This is a genomic window from uncultured Lactobacillus sp., assembly GCF_946477725.1.
Lineage (GTDB): Bacteria > Bacillota > Bacilli > Lactobacillales > Lactobacillaceae > Lactobacillus.
The window spans coordinates 180666-199297 of record NZ_CAMKZC010000002.1 but is presented as its reverse complement, the minus strand read 5'-3'; the positions used below and the strand labels follow the sequence as shown (position 1 = coordinate 199297).

At 34.3% G+C, this 18632-nt stretch carries 17 protein-coding genes; 15 read left to right on the top strand and 2 right to left on the bottom strand.

The features are described 5' to 3' along the window. Window positions 1–7 precede the first annotated feature (7 nt). The 5 genes from Q0R51_RS02240 to Q0R51_RS02220 all read left to right on the top strand — a co-directional run bounded on the left by Q0R51_RS02240 (window position 8) and on the right by Q0R51_RS02220 (window position 4270). Window positions 8–190, top strand: coding sequence for a hypothetical protein (locus Q0R51_RS02240; RefSeq protein WP_294756372.1), 183 nt, complete (start codon window positions 8–10; stop codon window positions 188–190). A 183-nt stretch (window positions 191–373) separates the two neighbouring features. Further along, complete coding sequence (locus Q0R51_RS02235; RefSeq protein ID WP_294756370.1) at window positions 374–2398, top strand: FAD-dependent oxidoreductase; 2025 nt, start codon at window positions 374–376, stop codon at window positions 2396–2398. 89 nt (window positions 2399–2487) lie between these two features. Continuing rightward, on the top strand, window positions 2488–3330 hold the full coding sequence (locus tag Q0R51_RS02230) for a MerR family transcriptional regulator (protein WP_294756368.1): 843 nt from the start codon (window positions 2488–2490) through the stop codon (window positions 3328–3330). A gap of 27 nt (window positions 3331–3357) precedes the next feature. Beyond that, a complete protein-coding gene (locus Q0R51_RS02225) occupies window positions 3358–3540 on the top strand; it encodes a hypothetical protein (protein WP_122037689.1) in 183 nt (60 codons plus the stop codon). Window positions 3541–3643: 103 nt separating this feature from the next. Then, window positions 3644–4270 carry a hypothetical protein gene (locus tag Q0R51_RS02220; RefSeq protein WP_294756366.1) on the top strand — a complete coding sequence of 209 codons (627 nt, stop codon included), beginning with the start codon at window positions 3644–3646 and terminating at the stop codon, window positions 4268–4270. Window positions 4271–4316: 46 nt separating this feature from the next. Here Q0R51_RS02220 and Q0R51_RS02215 read toward each other — a convergent pair whose 3' ends face one another. After that, complete coding sequence (locus tag Q0R51_RS02215) at window positions 4317–5438, bottom strand: acyltransferase family protein (RefSeq protein WP_294756365.1); 1122 nt, start codon at window positions 5436–5438, stop codon at window positions 4317–4319. A 157-nt stretch (window positions 5439–5595) separates the two neighbouring features. After that, window positions 5596–6690, bottom strand: coding sequence for an AraC family transcriptional regulator (locus Q0R51_RS02210; RefSeq protein ID WP_122026161.1), 1095 nt, complete (start codon window positions 6688–6690; stop codon window positions 5596–5598). A 113-nt stretch (window positions 6691–6803) separates the two neighbouring features. Here Q0R51_RS02210 and Q0R51_RS02205 point away from each other — a divergent pair, with 113 nt between their 5' ends. From Q0R51_RS02205 to Q0R51_RS02160, 10 genes are all read left to right on the top strand, one after another. After that, on the top strand, window positions 6804–9590 hold the full coding sequence (locus Q0R51_RS02205; protein ID WP_294756363.1) for a family 78 glycoside hydrolase catalytic domain: 2787 nt from the start codon (window positions 6804–6806) through the stop codon (window positions 9588–9590). After that, window positions 9583–10770: an MFS transporter gene (locus Q0R51_RS02200; RefSeq protein ID WP_294756362.1), complete on the top strand. Its 1188-nt coding sequence runs from the start codon at window positions 9583–9585 to the stop codon at window positions 10768–10770. Before Q0R51_RS02205 ends, Q0R51_RS02200 begins: the two co-directional genes overlap by 8 nt. A gap of 9 nt (window positions 10771–10779) precedes the next feature. Beyond that, entirely contained in the window at window positions 10780–11664 is an 885-nt protein-coding gene (locus Q0R51_RS02195) for an alpha/beta hydrolase (RefSeq protein ID WP_294756361.1), read from the top strand. A gap of 75 nt (window positions 11665–11739) precedes the next feature. Next, window positions 11740–12651, top strand: a complete 912-nt coding sequence (locus Q0R51_RS02190) for an ROK family protein (RefSeq protein ID WP_294756359.1) — start codon at window positions 11740–11742, stop codon at window positions 12649–12651. Between the two features lie 163 nt (window positions 12652–12814). After that, window positions 12815–13546 (top strand): UMP kinase, encoded by a 732-nt coding sequence (pyrH, locus tag Q0R51_RS02185; RefSeq protein WP_122026158.1) that lies wholly within the window; start codon window positions 12815–12817, stop codon window positions 13544–13546. Continuing rightward, a complete protein-coding gene (gene frr, locus Q0R51_RS02180) occupies window positions 13539–14096 on the top strand; it encodes a ribosome recycling factor (RefSeq protein ID WP_046325001.1) in 558 nt (185 codons plus the stop codon). The genes pyrH and frr overlap by 8 nt, the downstream gene beginning before the upstream one ends. Before the next feature lie 4 nt (window positions 14097–14100). After that, complete coding sequence (locus tag Q0R51_RS02175; RefSeq protein WP_294756357.1) at window positions 14101–14835, top strand: isoprenyl transferase; 735 nt, start codon at window positions 14101–14103, stop codon at window positions 14833–14835. Window positions 14836–14843: 8 nt separating this feature from the next. Beyond that, complete coding sequence (locus Q0R51_RS02170) at window positions 14844–15641, top strand: phosphatidate cytidylyltransferase (protein ID WP_294756356.1); 798 nt, start codon at window positions 14844–14846, stop codon at window positions 15639–15641. A 10-nt stretch (window positions 15642–15651) separates the two neighbouring features. Beyond that, complete coding sequence (gene rseP / locus Q0R51_RS02165) at window positions 15652–16908, top strand: RIP metalloprotease RseP (protein WP_294756355.1); 1257 nt, start codon at window positions 15652–15654, stop codon at window positions 16906–16908. A 23-nt stretch (window positions 16909–16931) separates the two neighbouring features. Further along, window positions 16932–18632, top strand: coding sequence for a proline--tRNA ligase (locus Q0R51_RS02160; RefSeq protein ID WP_294756353.1), 1701 nt, complete (start codon window positions 16932–16934; stop codon window positions 18630–18632).

Here is an 18632-nt window from a genome sequence, read left to right as displayed (position 1 = left end):
GATATTTATGGGTTTCTGGGTTATGATTCTTTCACTAATTTTCGGAGCAATACTAATATACATTAGCTTTGCTGGTCGGTTTTCTAAAACAACAAAATATATTGCTTTTTTAGCAGGATTTTTACTGTTAGCTGGAGCCATTTTTATAGCTACACCAGACGGAGCGGACTTTATAATGAAAATCACATAGGAAAGTGAAATGTATTTAAGTGCTAGAGCTTTTATAAAAATTGGCACTGTATCTTGTTGCATTGGCAGCAAGATATTTTTGTTTATAAAAAATTGTGACTTTTATCACTTATCATCTTGACGATGAACTTACTTCATCAATTAAAATAAATTTGTAAAAAATATTTGATAAGGAGAAATAAAAATGACTAAGAAATCATTTGTAGGTAAAGGTCAGGGTTTTAAGAGTCAAATAGTTTTAAAAGGAGAATTTGCTGACAATAAATTAAGTGAAATAGAGTTAGTTTCAAGTGATGAAACCAAAGATGTCGGTGAAAAAGCCCTACCAAAACTTGTAGATGCTGCAAATAAAAGTAAAAAATTTCAAGTTGATGTGATTTCTGGAGCATCAAGAACTTCTAAGGGCTTTAACGAAGCTCTAATAGATATTGAGAATCAGTTAAATGGTGTAGAAGTCGGAACAGAAACTACTGTAAAAGATGGTAATTATACAGTTGAAGTAAAGTCTTTTAAAGAAAACCAGGGACTGCCTGGTACTGGCAGGGCATCGATCAATGTCACATTTAAAGATAATAGAATTACAAATATTGTTGTACCAGAATATACTGATACACCAGTAATTGGCGGAATGGCATTTGATCTATTAAAGAATAAAATAATAAAGAATCAGTCTACTGCTGTTGATGTGATTACTAGTGCAACAGTTTCTTCAAATGCATACCTTTCTGGTGTTGCAAAAGCAATTTCAAAAGCGGGTGGTAACCCTGAGTCTTTTGCAAATCGCAAAATTCAAAAACCTGTTGCTAAACATAAGGAAATACATACAGATATTATAGCTATTGGAGCAGGGTTAACTGGATTTAGTGCAGCAATTGAAGCAGCAGATGAAGGTGCTAGAGTAGTCCTTCTTGAAGCGGGACAAACTTATAGCAGCTCTACTACTCGTGCACAAGGATTTGTCATGGGTGCTGATACGGATGAACAAAAGAGAAGGGGGATTAAGGACTCAGCCGATGACTTTTATAATGATTTAATGACTGTTTATGGTGATGAGCCAAATATTGAACCCAAATTGTTACGCAAGCTAGCTAATGAGTCTGCAGATTATATTTCATTTTTAGAAAATCAGGGAATAAAATGGGATAAAGTGGTTAATATAGCTCCTAAAAAGCCAAGATTAACAAAACGGGCTCACACTATTAAGGGTATGGGAACAACTTTAATTCATGCTCTGGTTGATTCAGCCAAAGCAAAAGGTATAGATCTGCGATTGGGAACAAAAGTAGATGAGCTAATCGTGGAAGATGGAAAAGTTAAAGGTGTCAAAGCAACCACTGTAGATGGTGATAAACTGTCGATATATGCGTCAGCGGTAATAGTTGGAACAGGTTCTTATACCGCAAATATGGCAAAAATTAAAGAACTTAATCCTAAAATGACTAATATAGAGGTAATAGTTGGCAATGGTGATGGATCAGCTTTAAACTTTTTCAAGCAGGTTAATGCCAAAATAATAAACGTTCCTTATTTGCAATTTATGTATTACTTTTACGGTGTCTCTTTTGGAGATAAATTTCCTGAAGCAATTCCAGAATCTCCTACTTTACCAAACTATGATGTCTTATGTGTTGATGGTGGCGGTCAGAGACTGGTTTCTGAAGATGATTTCACATTTGAGTTTACTAAAAGATGCTGGCGTAATGGTTACGATGAAGGCTACGCCGTTTATGGGCAGAAGACAGCAGAAAAGTACCCAGTTATGACTGAATTAGGCCTAACCAAAAAGACAATTCACGGTAAGAACTTTGGTTATAAAGAAAATACTCTTGAAAAATTGGCAAAAGATGTTGGAATTAATCCTGATAAACTCAAAGAAACAGTTTCGCGGTACAATATACTCTGTGAAAAAGGAAAAGATGAGGACTTCCACAAAAATAGAGAGAACATGATTAAAATTACCGCGCCGTTTTATATTTTAAGAATGCCACAGATTTGTACTGATGGCTATACTGGAGCAAAAATTAATGAAAACGGTCAGGTGCTCGATAATACTGAAAAGCCCGTTCCAGGATTATACGCAGCCGGTTCATGTGCTGACAGTGGAGTAATGGGAATCGATTATTTTGGAGATGGTATGTCATTATTAAATTGTGGAGTATTTGGACGCGCTACAGCTAAAGATGCCGTTTCTAAATTGAATGAAAACTAGTTAAAAAAATTAAAAAGATTTTGACAAAATATGTTAAAGTCTTTTTTTCTGCTTTAATATAGCTATAAGCATACAAAGGAAGTAGAAAAATGATAGATCATAAAGCGTATCCCTATGTCTATACTTCTTCACAGCTGGGTAAGTATTTTGGGATTTCCATTAAGGGTATAGAATATTATGAGAGAAAAAAATTAATCAACCCTAAAAGAGTGGGCAATAATAATCAAAGACAATTTAATCTAAATGATACATATCGAATTTTCATGGCTAGGTATCTTAGTCAGTCGGGTTTAACTCTTAATGACACACTGGATGTCTTAAATGCTTCAAATGAACAAATTGCTTTAAAGTTTTTAGTAAAAAATTTGCATGATTCTGAAAAAGAATTTGAACGTATCAACGCTTCTATAGAAGTAATGACTCACAACATAAAGCTTTTACAAAAAGTTTTGAACTATCACAGTTTTTTTGAAATAACAAAATCACCAACATTAAAAACATTGTTTTTACGAGAAATGGACGGCCCACATAAAAGTAATCAAGAACAAACAGATGAATATCGCACTTGGAATGAGTTAATGCCAATAACCAATGGCTCAATCCGTTACAAAAAGAAAGATATTTTGAATAAAACATCCAAGATTGAACCAGAAATTGAAATGCTAATCAGCGAAAAATATTTCAAAGCTTTTGGTTTAAAAAATAGTAATCGTGTTAATACTATCCCTTCCAAAACTTGCTTGCATACAGTTGTAGTGGGTAATGCTCAAAATATTGATAATAAGGGGTGGTTAAATTCTATAAGATCTTATTTAAAAGAAAATAATTATCTCTTAAATGGTGATATCATAACTTCCTTACTTTTAGTCTTAGATAATTCGCAAAAGCATATCAGATATGATGAGGCCTGGATACCAATAAAAAGTAAGTGATGAAAATAGTAACATAGGAGGAAATTTATGAAATTTTGGATTATGGTTTTAGGTCTTGCCTTTGGAGCAATATTAATTTATCTTGGTTTTGCTGGTCGGTTTTCTAAAACAACAAAATATATTGCTTTTTTGGTCGGTTTCTTGTTAATAGCTGGAGCTATTTTCTTATCTACACCAGACGGAGCCGAATTTGTCATGAAAATCACCTGATTTATCATGAAATCGCTTGCAAATGGTTAATATCCCGTGTATACTTTAAAACTGCACTGTTAATTTACAGCGCAGTATTTTAGTTTTTAATGGAGGCGTGAAAATGGAATTTACTGAGCAAAATTTTGAAAATCGTAAAAATTTTGTCAAAGGTATGTTTTCGTTAGGTGGATTAAGTGAATGTGGCAAATCAGCTGCTGGAATCTATTTTGACAGCATTGGTATCAAACGAATGAAGATTATTGCAATAGAAAAAGAAATGATGATAGAACGTAATTATCAGTTCACTGGACATCCATCAGAACAAGATTTTACCAATCTTTATGCCAAAGACACTGAACAAGTGTTTAAAGAGTTCTTATATCGTTTAATAGGTAAAATGCAAGAAGAAAATATTCATTATGCATCAATAGAAAGCCTCTACCGTTCAGAATTGGGTGTTTATCTAAAAAAAGAACTGGGTCCTAAAATGATGAACATTTACGTTGAAGCGCCTCTTGAAGTTCGTGCACAAAGAGAATATAAAAAGCAAACAATCGATAACGGCGAGAATTTTACTTTTGATGAAATAGTAGAACGGACCAAAAAGAAGGATCAGTTCAAAATCAAGCATGGAGCGCTAAAAGTAAAGGATATAGCAGATATTATTGTTAACAATGACTCTTTTGTGGCAAATGAAAAACAATACTTAAATATTATGGCAGGTATTGCTTCTATAGTAAAAAAGTAATAAAAATAAAGCACTTTGACTTTTATTATCGTCAAAGTGTTTTTTGTTATTTTAAACTAAGCCTACTTAAGAACCTTTTGGTTTTTGACCACCAAATATGAAGAAAATATGCTGAAGTGAAGGACAATGTCCAAGTCAGTATCCACATGCCAAAAAATGTTAGAAATGGGTGATATACGGCATGATAACTCATATTTAACCCACGCCATAGCAGTTGATCCCAAAATACATTTGATAAATATGCTCTATAGGCATAGGTTGCTAGAAAGTGAAAAACTTTTAAACATTTCTCTGATTTGTGCCTAACATTAAATAGACATAGTGCAGCTACCAAAGCAATTACAGCTAAGCAGTAAAAAGTCATGGACGGTTTATAATAAGGTGCGTTTGCGAAAAGGACCGGATGGCCAAAGCCATGCAATTCAAAATTAGTCCAGAAAAAGCATGCAGTAAAGCCAATTAAAATCAGCCACCAAAATTTATATAAAAATGTGTTAACGTAATCCCTAAGTTGCCAAGCCAATACACCAAAGACACCGTAAATCAGGAACGAAATGAAAATACGATCCAGCAGGTACCAGCTTTTTTCGTGTGGCCCATGAAAAACGTAAAAGTCATAAAACCACAGCCAAGCAAAATACAAAACAAACGTAATACCAGCAACTGATAAACCTCTCTTTACGTTGTTACCAACATAACGACTAATTCCCCAAAAAAGTGGCATTAAAAGTATAAATTGCAACATCATGGTGTTATACCACAGATGAGGAGCAGCGTTACCGTTGACAAATTGCCAGCAAAACGTACCGAAGTTATTAAACATTCTTATTTGCTGAAGCCAGGGCATTCCCAACAAGTAGATCAAAGTCCACCAGATTGTAGGAACAAACAAATTTGACCAGTTTGCTCGTAAATGTTTTTGATATGAAAAATTGCCTGCAATATCGTTAGTACGAATAGTTGTATACAAAATGCCAAAGATAAATGCTGGAGCAGTGTACTTAACCAAATTATACATAACGCCAAAAATATCTTGCGTATTATATGGTTGTCCCACTCCCATAATTAAGGACATTATTGGTTGAGACATAACGGCGCTGCAAGCAAAAACCTTCAGGTAATCACCTATGTCAGCTAATTTACATGATTCTGATGAATGCGTTTTCATTTTCTAATTTAAAAATTCCTTTTCTTTTAGGATAAATTGCTAAAATCATCATAGAGATTGTAATAATTTTTATTATAAAGTTCAAAAATATAATGGCAAATTACCTGATAAATTAACGAAAATTGCAATTTTCGAAAATAAAATTTTCATCCTTCGGCTATTTAAACTTTTTGCGATATTTTAAAGGCGATAGACCCTTAAAACGTTTAAAGGTAGTCGAAAACAAGCTTGTACTGCTAAACCCAGCATCATACGCGATTTCTTCTACTTTTTTATTAGTAAAAATCAGTTCGTGAACAGCCAAATTTACCTTTTCTTGGTTCATATAAGTTACTAAGGAAGAGTTTTTTTCTTTTTTAAAAAGATGTTGTAAATATGAGGTACTGACATTTAGTTCTGCGGCAATTTCACTGATATTTTTGATAGAAGTTAAGTTAGAAAAAATGTATTCTTGTGCACGATAAACTATGGAAGTTATGTTATTCCTCTTTACTCTGTTAACTCGAGCTACAAAGATTTCACCAATTGCTCTTGAGTATTCATAGTAGTTAGATATAACGGTATCTTTTTCAATTTGTTTTATTATTTCGTCGCTGAGACCAAATGCTTCAGATACGGGAACCCCACCTTTAACTGCTGCTCTAGTACATAAGGTAGTTGCAGCAATTGCCATATCCTTTGAATTTCTGAGCTTGTTGTCTCCAAATGTGCCTAAATTACCATACTTAACGAATTTTTTGAAGTTATCATTATATTCATCTAAGTTACCTTTACTAACTGATTTCATTAATTCAGTTTCTATAAGATATCCTTTGTAAGAAGCTTTTTTCTTATTATCCAGTGAAATATTTTCTCCTAGGGGAAAAGTCTCACTGGATTTTGTAATTATTGGCCAATTATTAAAGATCATGAAATAAAGACATTTCATGGTTTGTGAAAATTTATTCCACCCTAATAGTGGAGCTAGGCGATCATAATTTTTGTTATTAGCAATTGTAAAATTTAAGTTTAAGCCAATAATTTTTAAATCTTTTATGTTAAAAAAGCCCATGGCGCATTGATTATTAAACAATATTAAATTTAATTTATTGCTTGTATTATCTGATTCTTTTAATAAACTCAGTGGAAAGTTTGGAGCTAAAGGAGATGTGTACTTTCTTATTTGATCATATTGATTTTTAAAAACATATAAGTTCAAGTCTGTAGCGCGATGAAAGTTATTTAAAATTTCCTCAAGATATTTATCTATCATAAAATATTTCCTTTTGCAGCAGAAAACATAAAAAATAAACAGAAAACATAAAAAAAGTTATTAAAATTATACCATAATTTGTTTGTAAGCGATATCAGAAAGGGGAGATATTTATGAAGCTTACAACTATAGAAGTAAATCATATGATTAAACCATTAGGTTTTGATTTTAATAACTCTTTGCATATAGTTGGCTTTTTAGATCAAGGTACTGACCAAAAATTAGAAAGGAAATTGGTGATTAAAAATAATGGTAAAACGATTTATCAAACCAACTGGGAGGCGGCTAACGACTTAATATATGATATTTCGTTGAGTTTAAAGCCAAGGACCAAATATTATGTAATTATGTCCGTTAGAAATAAAAATGAAATAGTAGATAAAGTAACTTGGTTTGAAACGGCTCTTATTAATGAAAATTTAAAAGGAAACTGGATTGGAACCAACTTTCATAAACTTCATTCAGTGATATTTAGCAAAAAGTTTTCAGTAGAGAAAGCAAATAATGCTAGGCTCTACATTTCTGCTTTGGGACTATATGAGGTATACATAGACAATAAAAAAGTAGGTGATGAATATTTAACCCCCGGTTTTACAAATTATTTTCGTAATATTCAAATTCAAACATATGATGTAACTGACTTTTTAAGTAGCGGCAATCATGCTATCTCAATTTTAGTTGGGGATGGCTGGTATAAAGGTAAACTGGGCCTAAAAACTCATGGTGGACAACCAAATAACTATGGTGCAGATCTTTTTGCTATTGCTAATTTGATAATTACTAATAAAAATGGTGAACAAATAGTTACCACAGATGAAAGTTGGAAAGTAATTAAATCACCTATTACTGATTCGGGAATATATTATGGTGAAGATTACGATGATACTATTTCACCAAAAGTTTTAGAGTCTGCACACTTAAGCCAAAAAACTAAAGGCGTCTTAAATGACAGGTTAAGTTTACCAGTCAAAAAGCATGAAGTATTCAAAGTTAAAAAAATTATTCATACACCTAATAATTCTACAGTTTTAGATTTTGGTCAAAACATTGCTGGTTGGGTTGAATTTAAAAATAATTTGCCTCAAGGACAAAAAGTAACGTTAGAATATGGTGAAATTTTGCAAGATGAAGAATTCTATAGAGATAATCTTCGCTCAGCTAGGGCAAAATTCACCTACAAAAGTAATGGTAAATCAAAGTGGGTCAGGCCACACTTTACTTATTTTGGTTTTAGATATGTAAAATTGGATAATTTTGCTAAAGAAATTAATCCTGACGATTTTAAGGCTTTTGCCTTGTATTCTAATATGGAGGAAACAGGCAATATAAAAACTGATAATAAAAAAGTAAATAGACTTTTTGAAAATATTAAATGGGGGCAAAAATCAAATTTTATAGATATACCAACTGATTGCCCTCAGCGTGATGAGCGCTTGGGATGGACAGGAGATGCTGCTATTTTTGCCGAAACAGCTAGTTATAATATGGAAACTTACGCATTTTTTAAAAAATTTGCTAAAGATATAGCGATTGAACAAGATGAACAGGAGGGAAAAGTTCCACTTTATGTGCCAAGAGTTGATACAGATGACGGCGGCAAAGCTGTATGGAGTGATGCAGCGACTATCATCCCCTGGATTTCATATCAACGAAGTCAAGACAAATCAATCTTAAAACAAAACTTTTCGCAAATGAAATCCTGGGTAGACTGGATTCACAAGAGGGCCAAAAAAGCTGGTAATGAGTTCTTGTGGTTAGGTGACGATCAACTAGGCGATTGGCTAGCATTAGACACAGAAGATATTCTGAAACTCAAGGGTAAAACTGCAGATGATTTGATTGCCTGTGCTTTTTATTACTATTCTTCTTTTATTGTGAAAAATGCAGCTAAAGTGCTTTATTTTAAAAAAGAAGAAGAGAAATATGGTCAACTGGCAAATTCAATCAAGACGGCCTTTATCAAGCATTTTTATACAGGAGATGGACTTACAGTTGCGGATACACAAACGGGTTTAGCTCTTTGCTTAAAGTTCCATTTGTACCCTGAAAATGCCAAACAGAAGGTCATTGATCTATTGGTTGAGAAAATAGAAAAAAAGCAAAATCATTTAGATACTGGATTTGTGGGGACACCAATTTTATTGCCAGCCTTATCTGAAAACAATCAGAAAAATCTGGCTTTAAGAATATTTTTGCAAACAGATTACCCAAGTTGGTTATTTGAAGTTGATCATGGAGCTACAACAATTTGGGAACGATGGAATTCTCTCGATGATCAAGGGAAAATAGCTGAAAATGGTATGAATTCATTAAATCACTATTCTAATGGTTCAGTAATGGCGTGGGCATATGAATACTTACTTGGACTAAAACAATCTGGAAACAATGTTGAGTTTGATCCAGCAATATCAACAAAATTCCATACAGTATCTGGTCAGATAAAATTGCCAACTGGATTAGTAAAAGTAAATTGGGAAATTAAAGATGCATTTCATGTTGCTTTTAACGTTCATATTCCCTACGGCAGTGAAATGATGCTGAAATTCTCAAATGTTAGAGAGCTTATAGTAAATGACAACCATGCTCAATATACTTTGCCATCTGGAGAATATCATATCTATTTAACTGTTAAGGAACCTATTGTTGAGTTTTTTGATATACATACCCCTATTGGTGAATTTTTAGAAAATAAGAACTTAACTAGCAAAATAAGTAAATTGGTACCATTTTGGGATTTCTTGACATTACCAGGAAATATGAAAAACTTTGCGAAATATTCCCTTTATCAATTAAGTAAAGAGATGAAGGGTATTGGGTTTAGACCATTTAATGAACAAGAAGTTGAAAAAATCAATGACTTATTTAAACAAACAGCGATCTTAGGAGTCAAAAATGAATAAAAAGAATTTCGGTTTAAAATTAGCAATCTTATTGTTAAATATTTTTGTTGTTTCATCGGGTGCAACTGCTGCAACTATACCCTTAATGATTAAATCTTTCTCAAATGTTAATCCAACTCTTGTTGAATTAACCATGACGGTTTCATCACTTGGAATAATTGTTTTCACACCTATCAGTAATATTTTAGCTGACAAAATTGGAATTAAGAGCACAATAATTTTAGGCTTATTTATAATTTTTCTTAGTGGCATAGTACCTGCACTTAGTAATAATTTTGGGTTAATTTTTACGTCAAGAATTGGAATCGGAATTGGAACAGGACTATTAGCATCGTATTCTCAATCTTTAATCATTTCTCTTTTCAGCGGCAAAGAGCAACAGCAACTTCTTGGTTGGTCAAGTGTAGTTCAAGGATTAGGGATGTTTTTAATGACTTTTTTGGCAGGGGTGCTGCTAAATTATGGTTGGCACATGGCCTATTGGGTTAATGCAGTTGCTTTGCCAGTCTTACTCATGTTTTTTGCTTATATACCTAAGAACTTAAGAATTGATCAAGAGAACAATAAATCTGAAAAACCTGAAAATAATAGTCGAAAAATAAATGGGAAAATTTGGCTTTTAGCACTCTTCATATTCTTATTTAATTCTATTTTTGCTTTTGTTTCAATTAAGTTTGCAACTCTGGTAATTGAAAAAGGATATGGCACAGCTCAAGATGCAAGTACATTATTGGGAATAATGTCTTTTGCAATGGCAGCAGGTGGATTTATCTACATGGCTTTACCGCAAACTACTAAAAACTTTTCTTTGTCTATCTCCATCGGATGCGGTCTATTAGCATTTTTTATATTTAGTGTTTCTAATTCCTTATTGGTTAGTAGTATAGGTGTCATACTGGTAGGGATTTCAGTTTCGATGACAATGGTTTCGACAATGTCAAGCGTAGGTGCTTTTACTTCACCTGCTCAAGTACCATTTTCTACATCAGTGGTCATGACAATTGCTAATATTGGTACATTAATTGCTCCATATACCGCCCAAGGCTTTGGGGCACTATTTAAAAATAACAGTGCTGAATTTACTTTCATTTGTGGAACTGTAATTTTTGGATTATTGTTAATATTTGTACTATGGATTGGCTTTAACTATAAAAAACTAGTTTATCATTCAAATAAATAGGGAGTAAAAATGATTAGTGAACAAGCAAAAAAGGCGATTGATTTCTCTAGAAATAATATTAAGCCTAGTCAAAATGAACCGCTAACACCAGAAGTTGTAAGAGTAGCAAGAGCAAATGCGGATATAGGGAATCAATACAAAATACCTGACGATGTAAAAGTTAAGAAAGTTAATAAAGAATTCGTAAAAGGTGAGTTTTATTTAATTCAAAATGCGCAAAACAAAAATAATGTTATTATGTTTCTTCATGGTGGTGCCTATGCTACAGGAACAGTTTTTTCAAGAAGAAAACTTGCAATAAGTTTGGGTAAAAGCAGTAAAGCAGATGTTTTTTCAGTAGATTACCGACAGTATCCAGAAGGAAAACATCCAGATGCTCAAATAGATGTCTACAATGCCTATATTTACTTAAAAGATAAATATGATAAAATTTTGTTGTTTGGTGAGTCAGCAGGAGCTACACTAGCTCTTACACTTACTATTCAATTGCGAAATGAACATAAAAATTTACCTGAAAAAATTTCAGTATTTTCTCCGATTATTAGTCAGCTTAATATTTTTCCATCTGAATATTATAGAAATGAACGAGATCCTATGCTCATTGGGGCAACTGCTCCCGTTCCATACTTTGATGATCCCGAAAAGAAAGATCCCTTAATCTCACCAATATATGACGACTTCCATGACTTTCCTCCAATTTTAATTAATTGTGGCAGTGAGGAAGTAAAATACGATAACTCAGCAATACTAAATTTCTTATGTCAAAAAGCTGGAGTTGATGTACAGTGGCATGTTTGGCAAGATCTTTTTCATGTTTTTGTTTTATTTGATTGTCCAGAAACCAAATTAGCAATAAAGCAAATAGGTGATTTTTTTAATTCGCATGTCAAATAGTTGTTTAAGGTGAGTATTTGAGATAATGTATTAAAGTTGTTTGCAGTATTGTCGTGATTTATATGGAAGAGATTTATGAAAAATTATTTGAGCATTGATATTGGCGGAACTGAAATTAAATTTGCTAAATTAGATTCTGCAGGAAATATAATTGAAAAAGATAAAATTGCTACTGATCAAGATAAAGCAAATTTTTTAGAAAGTATTGATGGAATTGTCAATCGCTATATTTCAGATATCAAGGGCATCGGCTTTTGTGCTCCTGGTAAAATTGAAAATACTAAAATAAGGTTTGGCGGAGCCTTACCATTTTTAGATGGCATTGACTTTGCCGAAATATATGGTAAAAAGTACCACATAGCGGTTGCTGTTATTAATGATGGTAAAGCCAGTGTTCTAGCTGAAAACTGGTTGGGGAGTCTAAAAGGTGAACAAAATTGTGCCGCTATTACTTTGGGAACAGGAGTTGGCGGTGGCATAATTATTGATGGTCACTTATTAAGAGGAACACATTATCAGGCTGGTGAATTAAGTTTTATGATTAATGATTTATCTCACCCAGATAATATGCAGGGCTCTTTGGGTAACATTGGCTCTGCCGTCAATTTTATTAAAAAGATAAACCACAAACTTAATTATCCTAAAGAAAATGATGGACTTCATGCTTTTGAGGCAATTAAGGAGAAGTCACCTGACGCGGTAAATATCTTTCAGAACTATTGTCTTATTATAGCTGGCTTAATTCTCAATATCCAAACCGTAGTAGATGTTGAAAAAATAGCTATTGGTGGTGGTATCAGTGCCCAACCAATTTTAATAAGTGGTATTAACAAAGAATATGACAAATTGGTACAGGAAAAGAACCCTATTATAGGAAATACTTTAACTAAGCCTGCCATTGTTTCTGCTCATTTTAGGAACGATTCAAATTTGTATGGGTCACTTTACAATTTATTGCTGCAAATTAATAGGGAAAATAAATATTAATTATATTTTGAAAATCTCGAAGTAGATAACTTTGAGATTTTTTGCTTTTCCCGTTAATTTTTAGGTCAAAGAATTTTTTTAAGAAATCCCTCTCTTTTATTTCTAAGTCCACATTTGCGCTTTTTATATGGTAGAATAACTAAAGTTAATAGAGGAGGCTGTCATGACTAAAGTTAAGTATAAGCGTATAGTTTTAAAAATTTCTGGTGAAGCTCTTGCTGGTGCTGAAGGAACTGGAATAAATCCCACGGTCATTAGTCATTTAGCAAAAGAAATCAAATCAGTTCATGAACTCGGTGTTGATATTGGTATTGTCGTTGGTGGCGGTAACATGTGGCGAGGTGAAACTGGTGCAAAACTAGGAATGGAGCGTTCACAAGCTGATTATATGGGTATGCTTGCTACTATAATGAATGGTTTAGCTCTTCAAGATGGCTTGGAACATGTAGGCGTACCTACTAGATTACAAACATCGATTGAAATGAGACAAATAGCAGAACCATATATTAGAAGAAAAGCAATTCGTCATTTAGAAAAAGGGCGAGTAGTAATTATGGGTGGTGGCACTGGTAATCCTTACTTTTCGACTGATACCACTGCTGCACTAAGAGCCGCTGAAATAGGCGCGGATGTCATTCTGATGGCTAAAAATGGAGTTGACGGAGTTTACTCTGCTGATCCGAAAGTTGATCCCAATGCCAAAAAATATAGTGCACTTTCTCAGTTAGATCTTATTTCTAAAAACTTAAAAGTCATGGACAGAACGGCAAGTTCACTTTCAATGGACACGAACATTCCTCTTATTGTATTCAACGTTAATACTGAAGGTAATATTAAAAAAGTGGTTTTAGGTGAAAATATTGGAACAGTAATCGGAGGAGAAAATAATGAATAATGATGCTATTAAAAAAGCACAAGATAATATGAATAAATCAATTACCGTTTTTGAAAAAAACTTGGGCTCTATTCGTGCTGGTGTTGCTAATGCAGCTTTACTTGAAGGTGTAAAAGTTGATTATTATGGTGCCCCGACACCACTAACGCAAATGTCCAGTGTCACTATTCCGGAGCCGCGAGTATTATTAATCACGCCCTATGACAAAAGCAGTCTTGATAATATTGAACATGCTCTTTTAGCTTCAAACTTGGGCTTAACACCTGCAAATGATGGTAAGGTGATTCGTTTAGTGATCCCGCAACTTACTGGTGAGAGACGACAAGAAATTGCCAAAGAAGTCAACAAGATGGCTGAAGAGAGTAAGATTGCCATTAGGAATGTTCGTCGTGATGCTATGAACAGTCTGAAAAAACAACAGAAAGACGATGAAATCACGGAAGACGAACAACGCAATTTGGAAAAGAAAGTGCAGAAAGTTACGGATGATGCTACTAAAAGAATCGACAAAATTGCGGAAGAAAAGCGTAAGGAAATTACACAAGGCTAATTAAATGGCAAGTAAAAAAAATCAATTAAACCATTTAGCTATTATAATGGATGGTAATGGTCGTTGGGCAACTAGGCAACGGAAGCCGCGAATTGCAGGCCATTACGAAGGCATGAATAATGTCGAAAGAATAACTTTGGCAGCCGACCAACTTGGTATCAAAGTCTTATCACTATATGCATTTTCTACAGAAAATTGGGCCAGACCCAAGGAAGAAGTAGCATATTTGATGAACTTGCCAGTGCGTTTTTTTGACAAATTTATGCCTACCCTGATGAAGGAAAACGTCAAAGTGAATATTATGGGCTATTTAGATGAGTTGCCGCCTAAGACTTATGATGTTGTCCAAAGAGCAATGGCGGAAACTGCCACAAATAGCGGTTTAATTTTGAACTTTGCTTTCAATTATGGCTCTAGAAGAGAGATTACGACTGCAGTAAAAGAGCTTGCCACGCTCGTTGAAACAAATGCGATAACAAGCGAAGAAATTGATGAGGAAATGATTTCCCACAGATTGATGACTGCGAGTTTTGGCGAATATAGCGATCCTGATTTATTAATTAGAACATCTGGTGAACAAAGGATTTCTAATTTTATGCTTTGGCAGTTAGCTTATTCAGAACTTGCTTTTAGTGAGAAAAATTGGCCAGATTTTAATAAAACTGATTTAGAAAAATTTGTTAAAGATTTTCAGAATCGTCATCGTCGTTTCGGCAAACTTGATGAATCGGATAGTTAGGTATTTATATGAAACAACGTATAATCACAGCAGTAATTGCTTTAATTTTATTTATTCCTATTGTAATTATGGGTGGGCTCTGGATGGAGTGGCTCACCGTCATCTTTGCAGCCGTTGGTATTAGCGAATTCTTTTTAATGAAAAAGCAAATTCTGGTTTCAGTCAATTTTTTATTGGCGTTACTGGCTACTATCACTTGGGCTGTACCAGATAATTTTATCCAGTCAATGCCATTTCACTGGACGAAATATGGTATTTATTTTGCCCTTATCATGCTAATGCTTACCTGGACTGTTTTAACTAAAAATAAAACCACTTTTGACGATGTAGCCGTTTATACTTTAGGCTCATTATATGTCGGCACAGGCTTTCATTATATGGCAAGCGTCAGAAATGCAAGTAATGGTCTTGCACTTCTTTGCTACGTTTTTGTCGTTGTATGGCTTACTGACACAGGTGCATATATGATTGGCCGAAAAATTGGTAAACATAAGTTATGGCCTGTGATAAGTCCTAATAAAACTTGGGAAGGATCAATTGGGGGCACAATTTGTGCAGTTGTTTGTGCCGCAATTTATGTTTATTTTGTCAACTTAAACCATTCACAAGTTGAAATGATTATTTTTGCCTTTGTGCTATCAATTGTTGGCCAAATGGGCGACCTAGTTGAATCAGCTTATAAGAGATATTACGGGGTTAAGGATTCTGGCAAAATACTACCTGGTCATGGCGGTATTTTAGATCGTTTTGACAGTATGCTCTTTGTTTTGCCTGTATTTGCTGCTTTAATGGGAATCATGCACTAGGAGAATTCTTGTGAAAGGTATACTAATCTTTTTAGTTGTATTTGGAATATTGGTTTTTGTCCATGAGTTTGGGCATTTTATTGTTGCTAAAAAATGCGGCATTTTAGTGCGTGAATTTTCAATTGGGATGGGACCTAAACTTTTCCAAGTTCGACGCAATCCTACTACTTATACCATTAGGTGGCTACCTTTAGGTGGTTATGTGCGTTTGGCAAGTAAAGATGATGAAACTACATTAGCTCCTGGTATGAGAGTAGTTTTGCAACTCAATCAGCAAAATGAAGTAGTTCGGATTGATGCTTCTGAGTCGGACATCCCAATTGAAGGAATTCCATTGCAAATCACTAAGTTTGACCTAGTTGATAAACTCTTTATTTCCGGATATGAAAACGGCGAAGAAGAAAAACTAGTAACATATCAGGTCAATCATGATGCCACTATCATTGATCAATCAAATACTGAACTGATCATTGCTCCCCGCGACACGCAGTTTCAAGAAGCAAATGTCTGGCAAAAATTAGCTACTAACATTGCTGGCCCTTTGATGAATATAATTTTGGGTTTTGTTGTTTTTTTGATATGGACTTTTACCGTTCCAGGACCAGCTACTACAGAAGTGGCAGAAGTGGCACCAAATTCCCCGGCTGCGCTTGCAAAGCTTGAGCCTGGTTCAAAAATAACGGCTGTTAATGGCCATAAAATAACCTCTTTTGAACAAATATCTGAAGAAATTTATCAAAGCAAAGGCGAAAAAACTAATATTGCGGTGGTCAAAAATAATCACAAAAAAGTGATAAGTGTTCAACCACAAGTCGTTAAGGTGCAGGGGCAAAAAGTTTATCAAATTGGAATTAGAGCCAAAAGCAATGATAGTTTTAATGCTAAGTTTAAGCGGGGCTGGGATACAGCCGTTTCCACTACGGGGATGATTTTTAATGCAGTTGGTGGTTTATTCCGTCACTTCAGCTTAAATAAACTTTCCGGCCCAGTTGGGATTTATTCACAGACTTCACAGGTTTCTAAAATGGGCTTCACCTATATTTTGGCTTTTTTGGCAATGATTTCTATTAACTTGGGTATTGTCAATCTAATACCAATTCCTGGCTTAGATGGTGGTAAATTTTTACTAAATATTATTGAAATCATTCGTGGTAAACCAATTTCTGAAAATCATGAAGCTATAGTGGAATTAATCGGTTTCGGTTTACTGTTAGTTTTAATTATTGCTGTAACGGGCAATGATATCTACCGTTACTTTATTAAATAAAATAAATTTGGGAGAGAGAATTAATGCGTCAATCTAAATTATTTATGCCGACTTTAAAAGAGGCACCAGCTGATGCTGTTGCTGAAAGTCATAAATTAATGTTGCGAGGTGGATATGTTCGCCAAGTAACAGCTGGAGTTTATGCTTATTTGCCCTTAGGATATCGCGTCTTAAGTAAAGCCGAGAAAATAATGCGCGAAGAAATGGCAAAAATCAACGTGCCGGAAATGGCAATGCCAGATCTTTTGCCTGCGACTCTATGGGAAGAATCGGGTAGATGGCAAAAATATGGGCCTGAAATGTTTAAATTAAAGGACAGACATGGGCGCCAAAGTTTACTGGGACCGACTCATGAGGAAACTTTTACTGATATTGTCGCTAAAGATTTAAAGAGCTATAAACAAATGCCGATCGCTCTTTTCCAAATTCAATCAAAGTTTAGGGACGAAAACAGACCTCGTTTTGGTTTATTAAGGTCTCGTGAATTTATAATGCTTGATGCCTATAGCTTTGCTGCTACCAAAGAGCAACTTGATCAGCAGTTTGAGGATGAAAAGAAAGCTTTTACGGCTGCTTATCATCGGTGTGGTTTAAAGGTTACCCCAGTAATTGCTGATTCTGGTACTATGGGTGGCAAAAATTCGACAGAATTCCAAGCTCCTGCAGCAATTGGTGAAGATACTATTGCCACTAATGAAACAGGAACATATTCAGCTAACTTAGAAATGGCTTCAAGTGTCGATACTTTTAAGCCAGAAGAAGAACAATTAAAGCAAGTTGAAGAAGTTGCTACTCCAGGTAAAGAAACTATTTCTGATCTTGTTCAATTCCTGCAAGTGCCAGCTACACGGATAGTTAAAAGTATCCTTTACCTTGCTGATGAAAAAGCAAAGGTATTGGTTTTAATTCGTGGCGACAAACAGATCAACGAAGTAAAATTAAAGCACCTGTTAGATGTAAATTCACTTAGAGTAGCTACAGATGATGAACTAGAACAGATAACTGGTGTCACTAAGGGTAGTGTCGGACCAATTAATGCTGACTGGGCAGATCAAGTTGTTGCAGATAACACGGTAAAAGACCTGTATAATGTTGTTGTGGGTGCTAATAAAACTGGTTTTCAATTTAAAAATGTGAATTTAAAGCGTGATATTAATCCAGACAAGTTTGGAGATATTAGGGTAGCCAATGAAGGTGAACCGGATCCGGTTGATCATCTCCCTTTAAAATTCACTACTTCTATTGAAGTTGGTCATATTTTTAAACTGGGAACATATTATACCAAAACCATGGGTGCAAACTTTTTAGATCAGAATGGTAAAGCCCAGCCTGTGATAATGGGTTCATACGGCATTGGAGTTACTAGAGTATTATCTGCAGTCATTGAACAACATTTAACCAAAAATGGTGTAGCCTGGCCAAAAGAGATTGCACCTTTTAGTCTTCATATCGTTCAAATGAAAATGAAAGATAATGATCAATCTGCTCTGGCTCAAAAACTTGAAGAAAAATACAGTGCTAAGTATGATGTATTATATGATGATCGTAATGAGCGTGCTGGTGTGAAGTTTGCAGATGCTGACTTACTTGGCGCTCCAGTTAGGGTTACAGTCGGTAAAAAAGCAGCTGAAGGTGTAGTTGAAGTCAAAAGACCTGCTGACGAAAAAGCTACTGAAATAACACTGTCTGAATTAGATGATTTTGTTAATAAAGAGTTAGGATAA

Bases quoted from the DNA above. Each gene is read 5' to 3' on its own strand.
- Q0R51_RS02240 (WP_294756372.1), top strand. From the start codon at position 8: ATGGGTTTCTGGGTTATGATTCTTTCACTAATTTTCGGAGCAATACTA.
- Q0R51_RS02235 (WP_294756370.1), top strand. From the start codon at position 374: ATGACTAAGAAATCATTTGTAGGTAAAGGTCAGGGTTTTAAGAGTCAA.
- Q0R51_RS02230 (WP_294756368.1), top strand. From the start codon at position 2,488: ATGATAGATCATAAAGCGTATCCCTATGTCTATACTTCTTCACAGCTG.
- Q0R51_RS02225 (WP_122037689.1), top strand. From the start codon at position 3,358: ATGAAATTTTGGATTATGGTTTTAGGTCTTGCCTTTGGAGCAATATTA.
- Q0R51_RS02220 (WP_294756366.1), top strand. From the start codon at position 3,644: ATGGAATTTACTGAGCAAAATTTTGAAAATCGTAAAAATTTTGTCAAA.
- Q0R51_RS02215 (WP_294756365.1), bottom strand. From the start codon at position 5,438: ATGAAAACGCATTCATCAGAATCATGTAAATTAGCTGACATAGGTGAT.
- Q0R51_RS02210 (WP_122026161.1), bottom strand. From the start codon at position 6,690: ATGATAGATAAATATCTTGAGGAAATTTTAAATAACTTTCATCGCGCT.
- Q0R51_RS02205 (WP_294756363.1), top strand. From the start codon at position 6,804: ATGAAGCTTACAACTATAGAAGTAAATCATATGATTAAACCATTAGGT.
- Q0R51_RS02200 (WP_294756362.1), top strand. From the start codon at position 9,583: ATGAATAAAAAGAATTTCGGTTTAAAATTAGCAATCTTATTGTTAAAT.
- Q0R51_RS02195 (WP_294756361.1), top strand. From the start codon at position 10,780: ATGATTAGTGAACAAGCAAAAAAGGCGATTGATTTCTCTAGAAATAAT.
- Q0R51_RS02190 (WP_294756359.1), top strand. From the start codon at position 11,740: ATGAAAAATTATTTGAGCATTGATATTGGCGGAACTGAAATTAAATTT.
- pyrH (WP_122026158.1), top strand. From the start codon at position 12,815: ATGACTAAAGTTAAGTATAAGCGTATAGTTTTAAAAATTTCTGGTGAA.
- frr (WP_046325001.1), top strand. From the start codon at position 13,539: ATGAATAATGATGCTATTAAAAAAGCACAAGATAATATGAATAAATCA.
- Q0R51_RS02175 (WP_294756357.1), top strand. From the start codon at position 14,101: ATGGCAAGTAAAAAAAATCAATTAAACCATTTAGCTATTATAATGGAT.
- Q0R51_RS02170 (WP_294756356.1), top strand. From the start codon at position 14,844: ATGAAACAACGTATAATCACAGCAGTAATTGCTTTAATTTTATTTATT.
- Q0R51_RS02160 (WP_294756353.1), top strand. From the start codon at position 16,932: ATGCGTCAATCTAAATTATTTATGCCGACTTTAAAAGAGGCACCAGCT.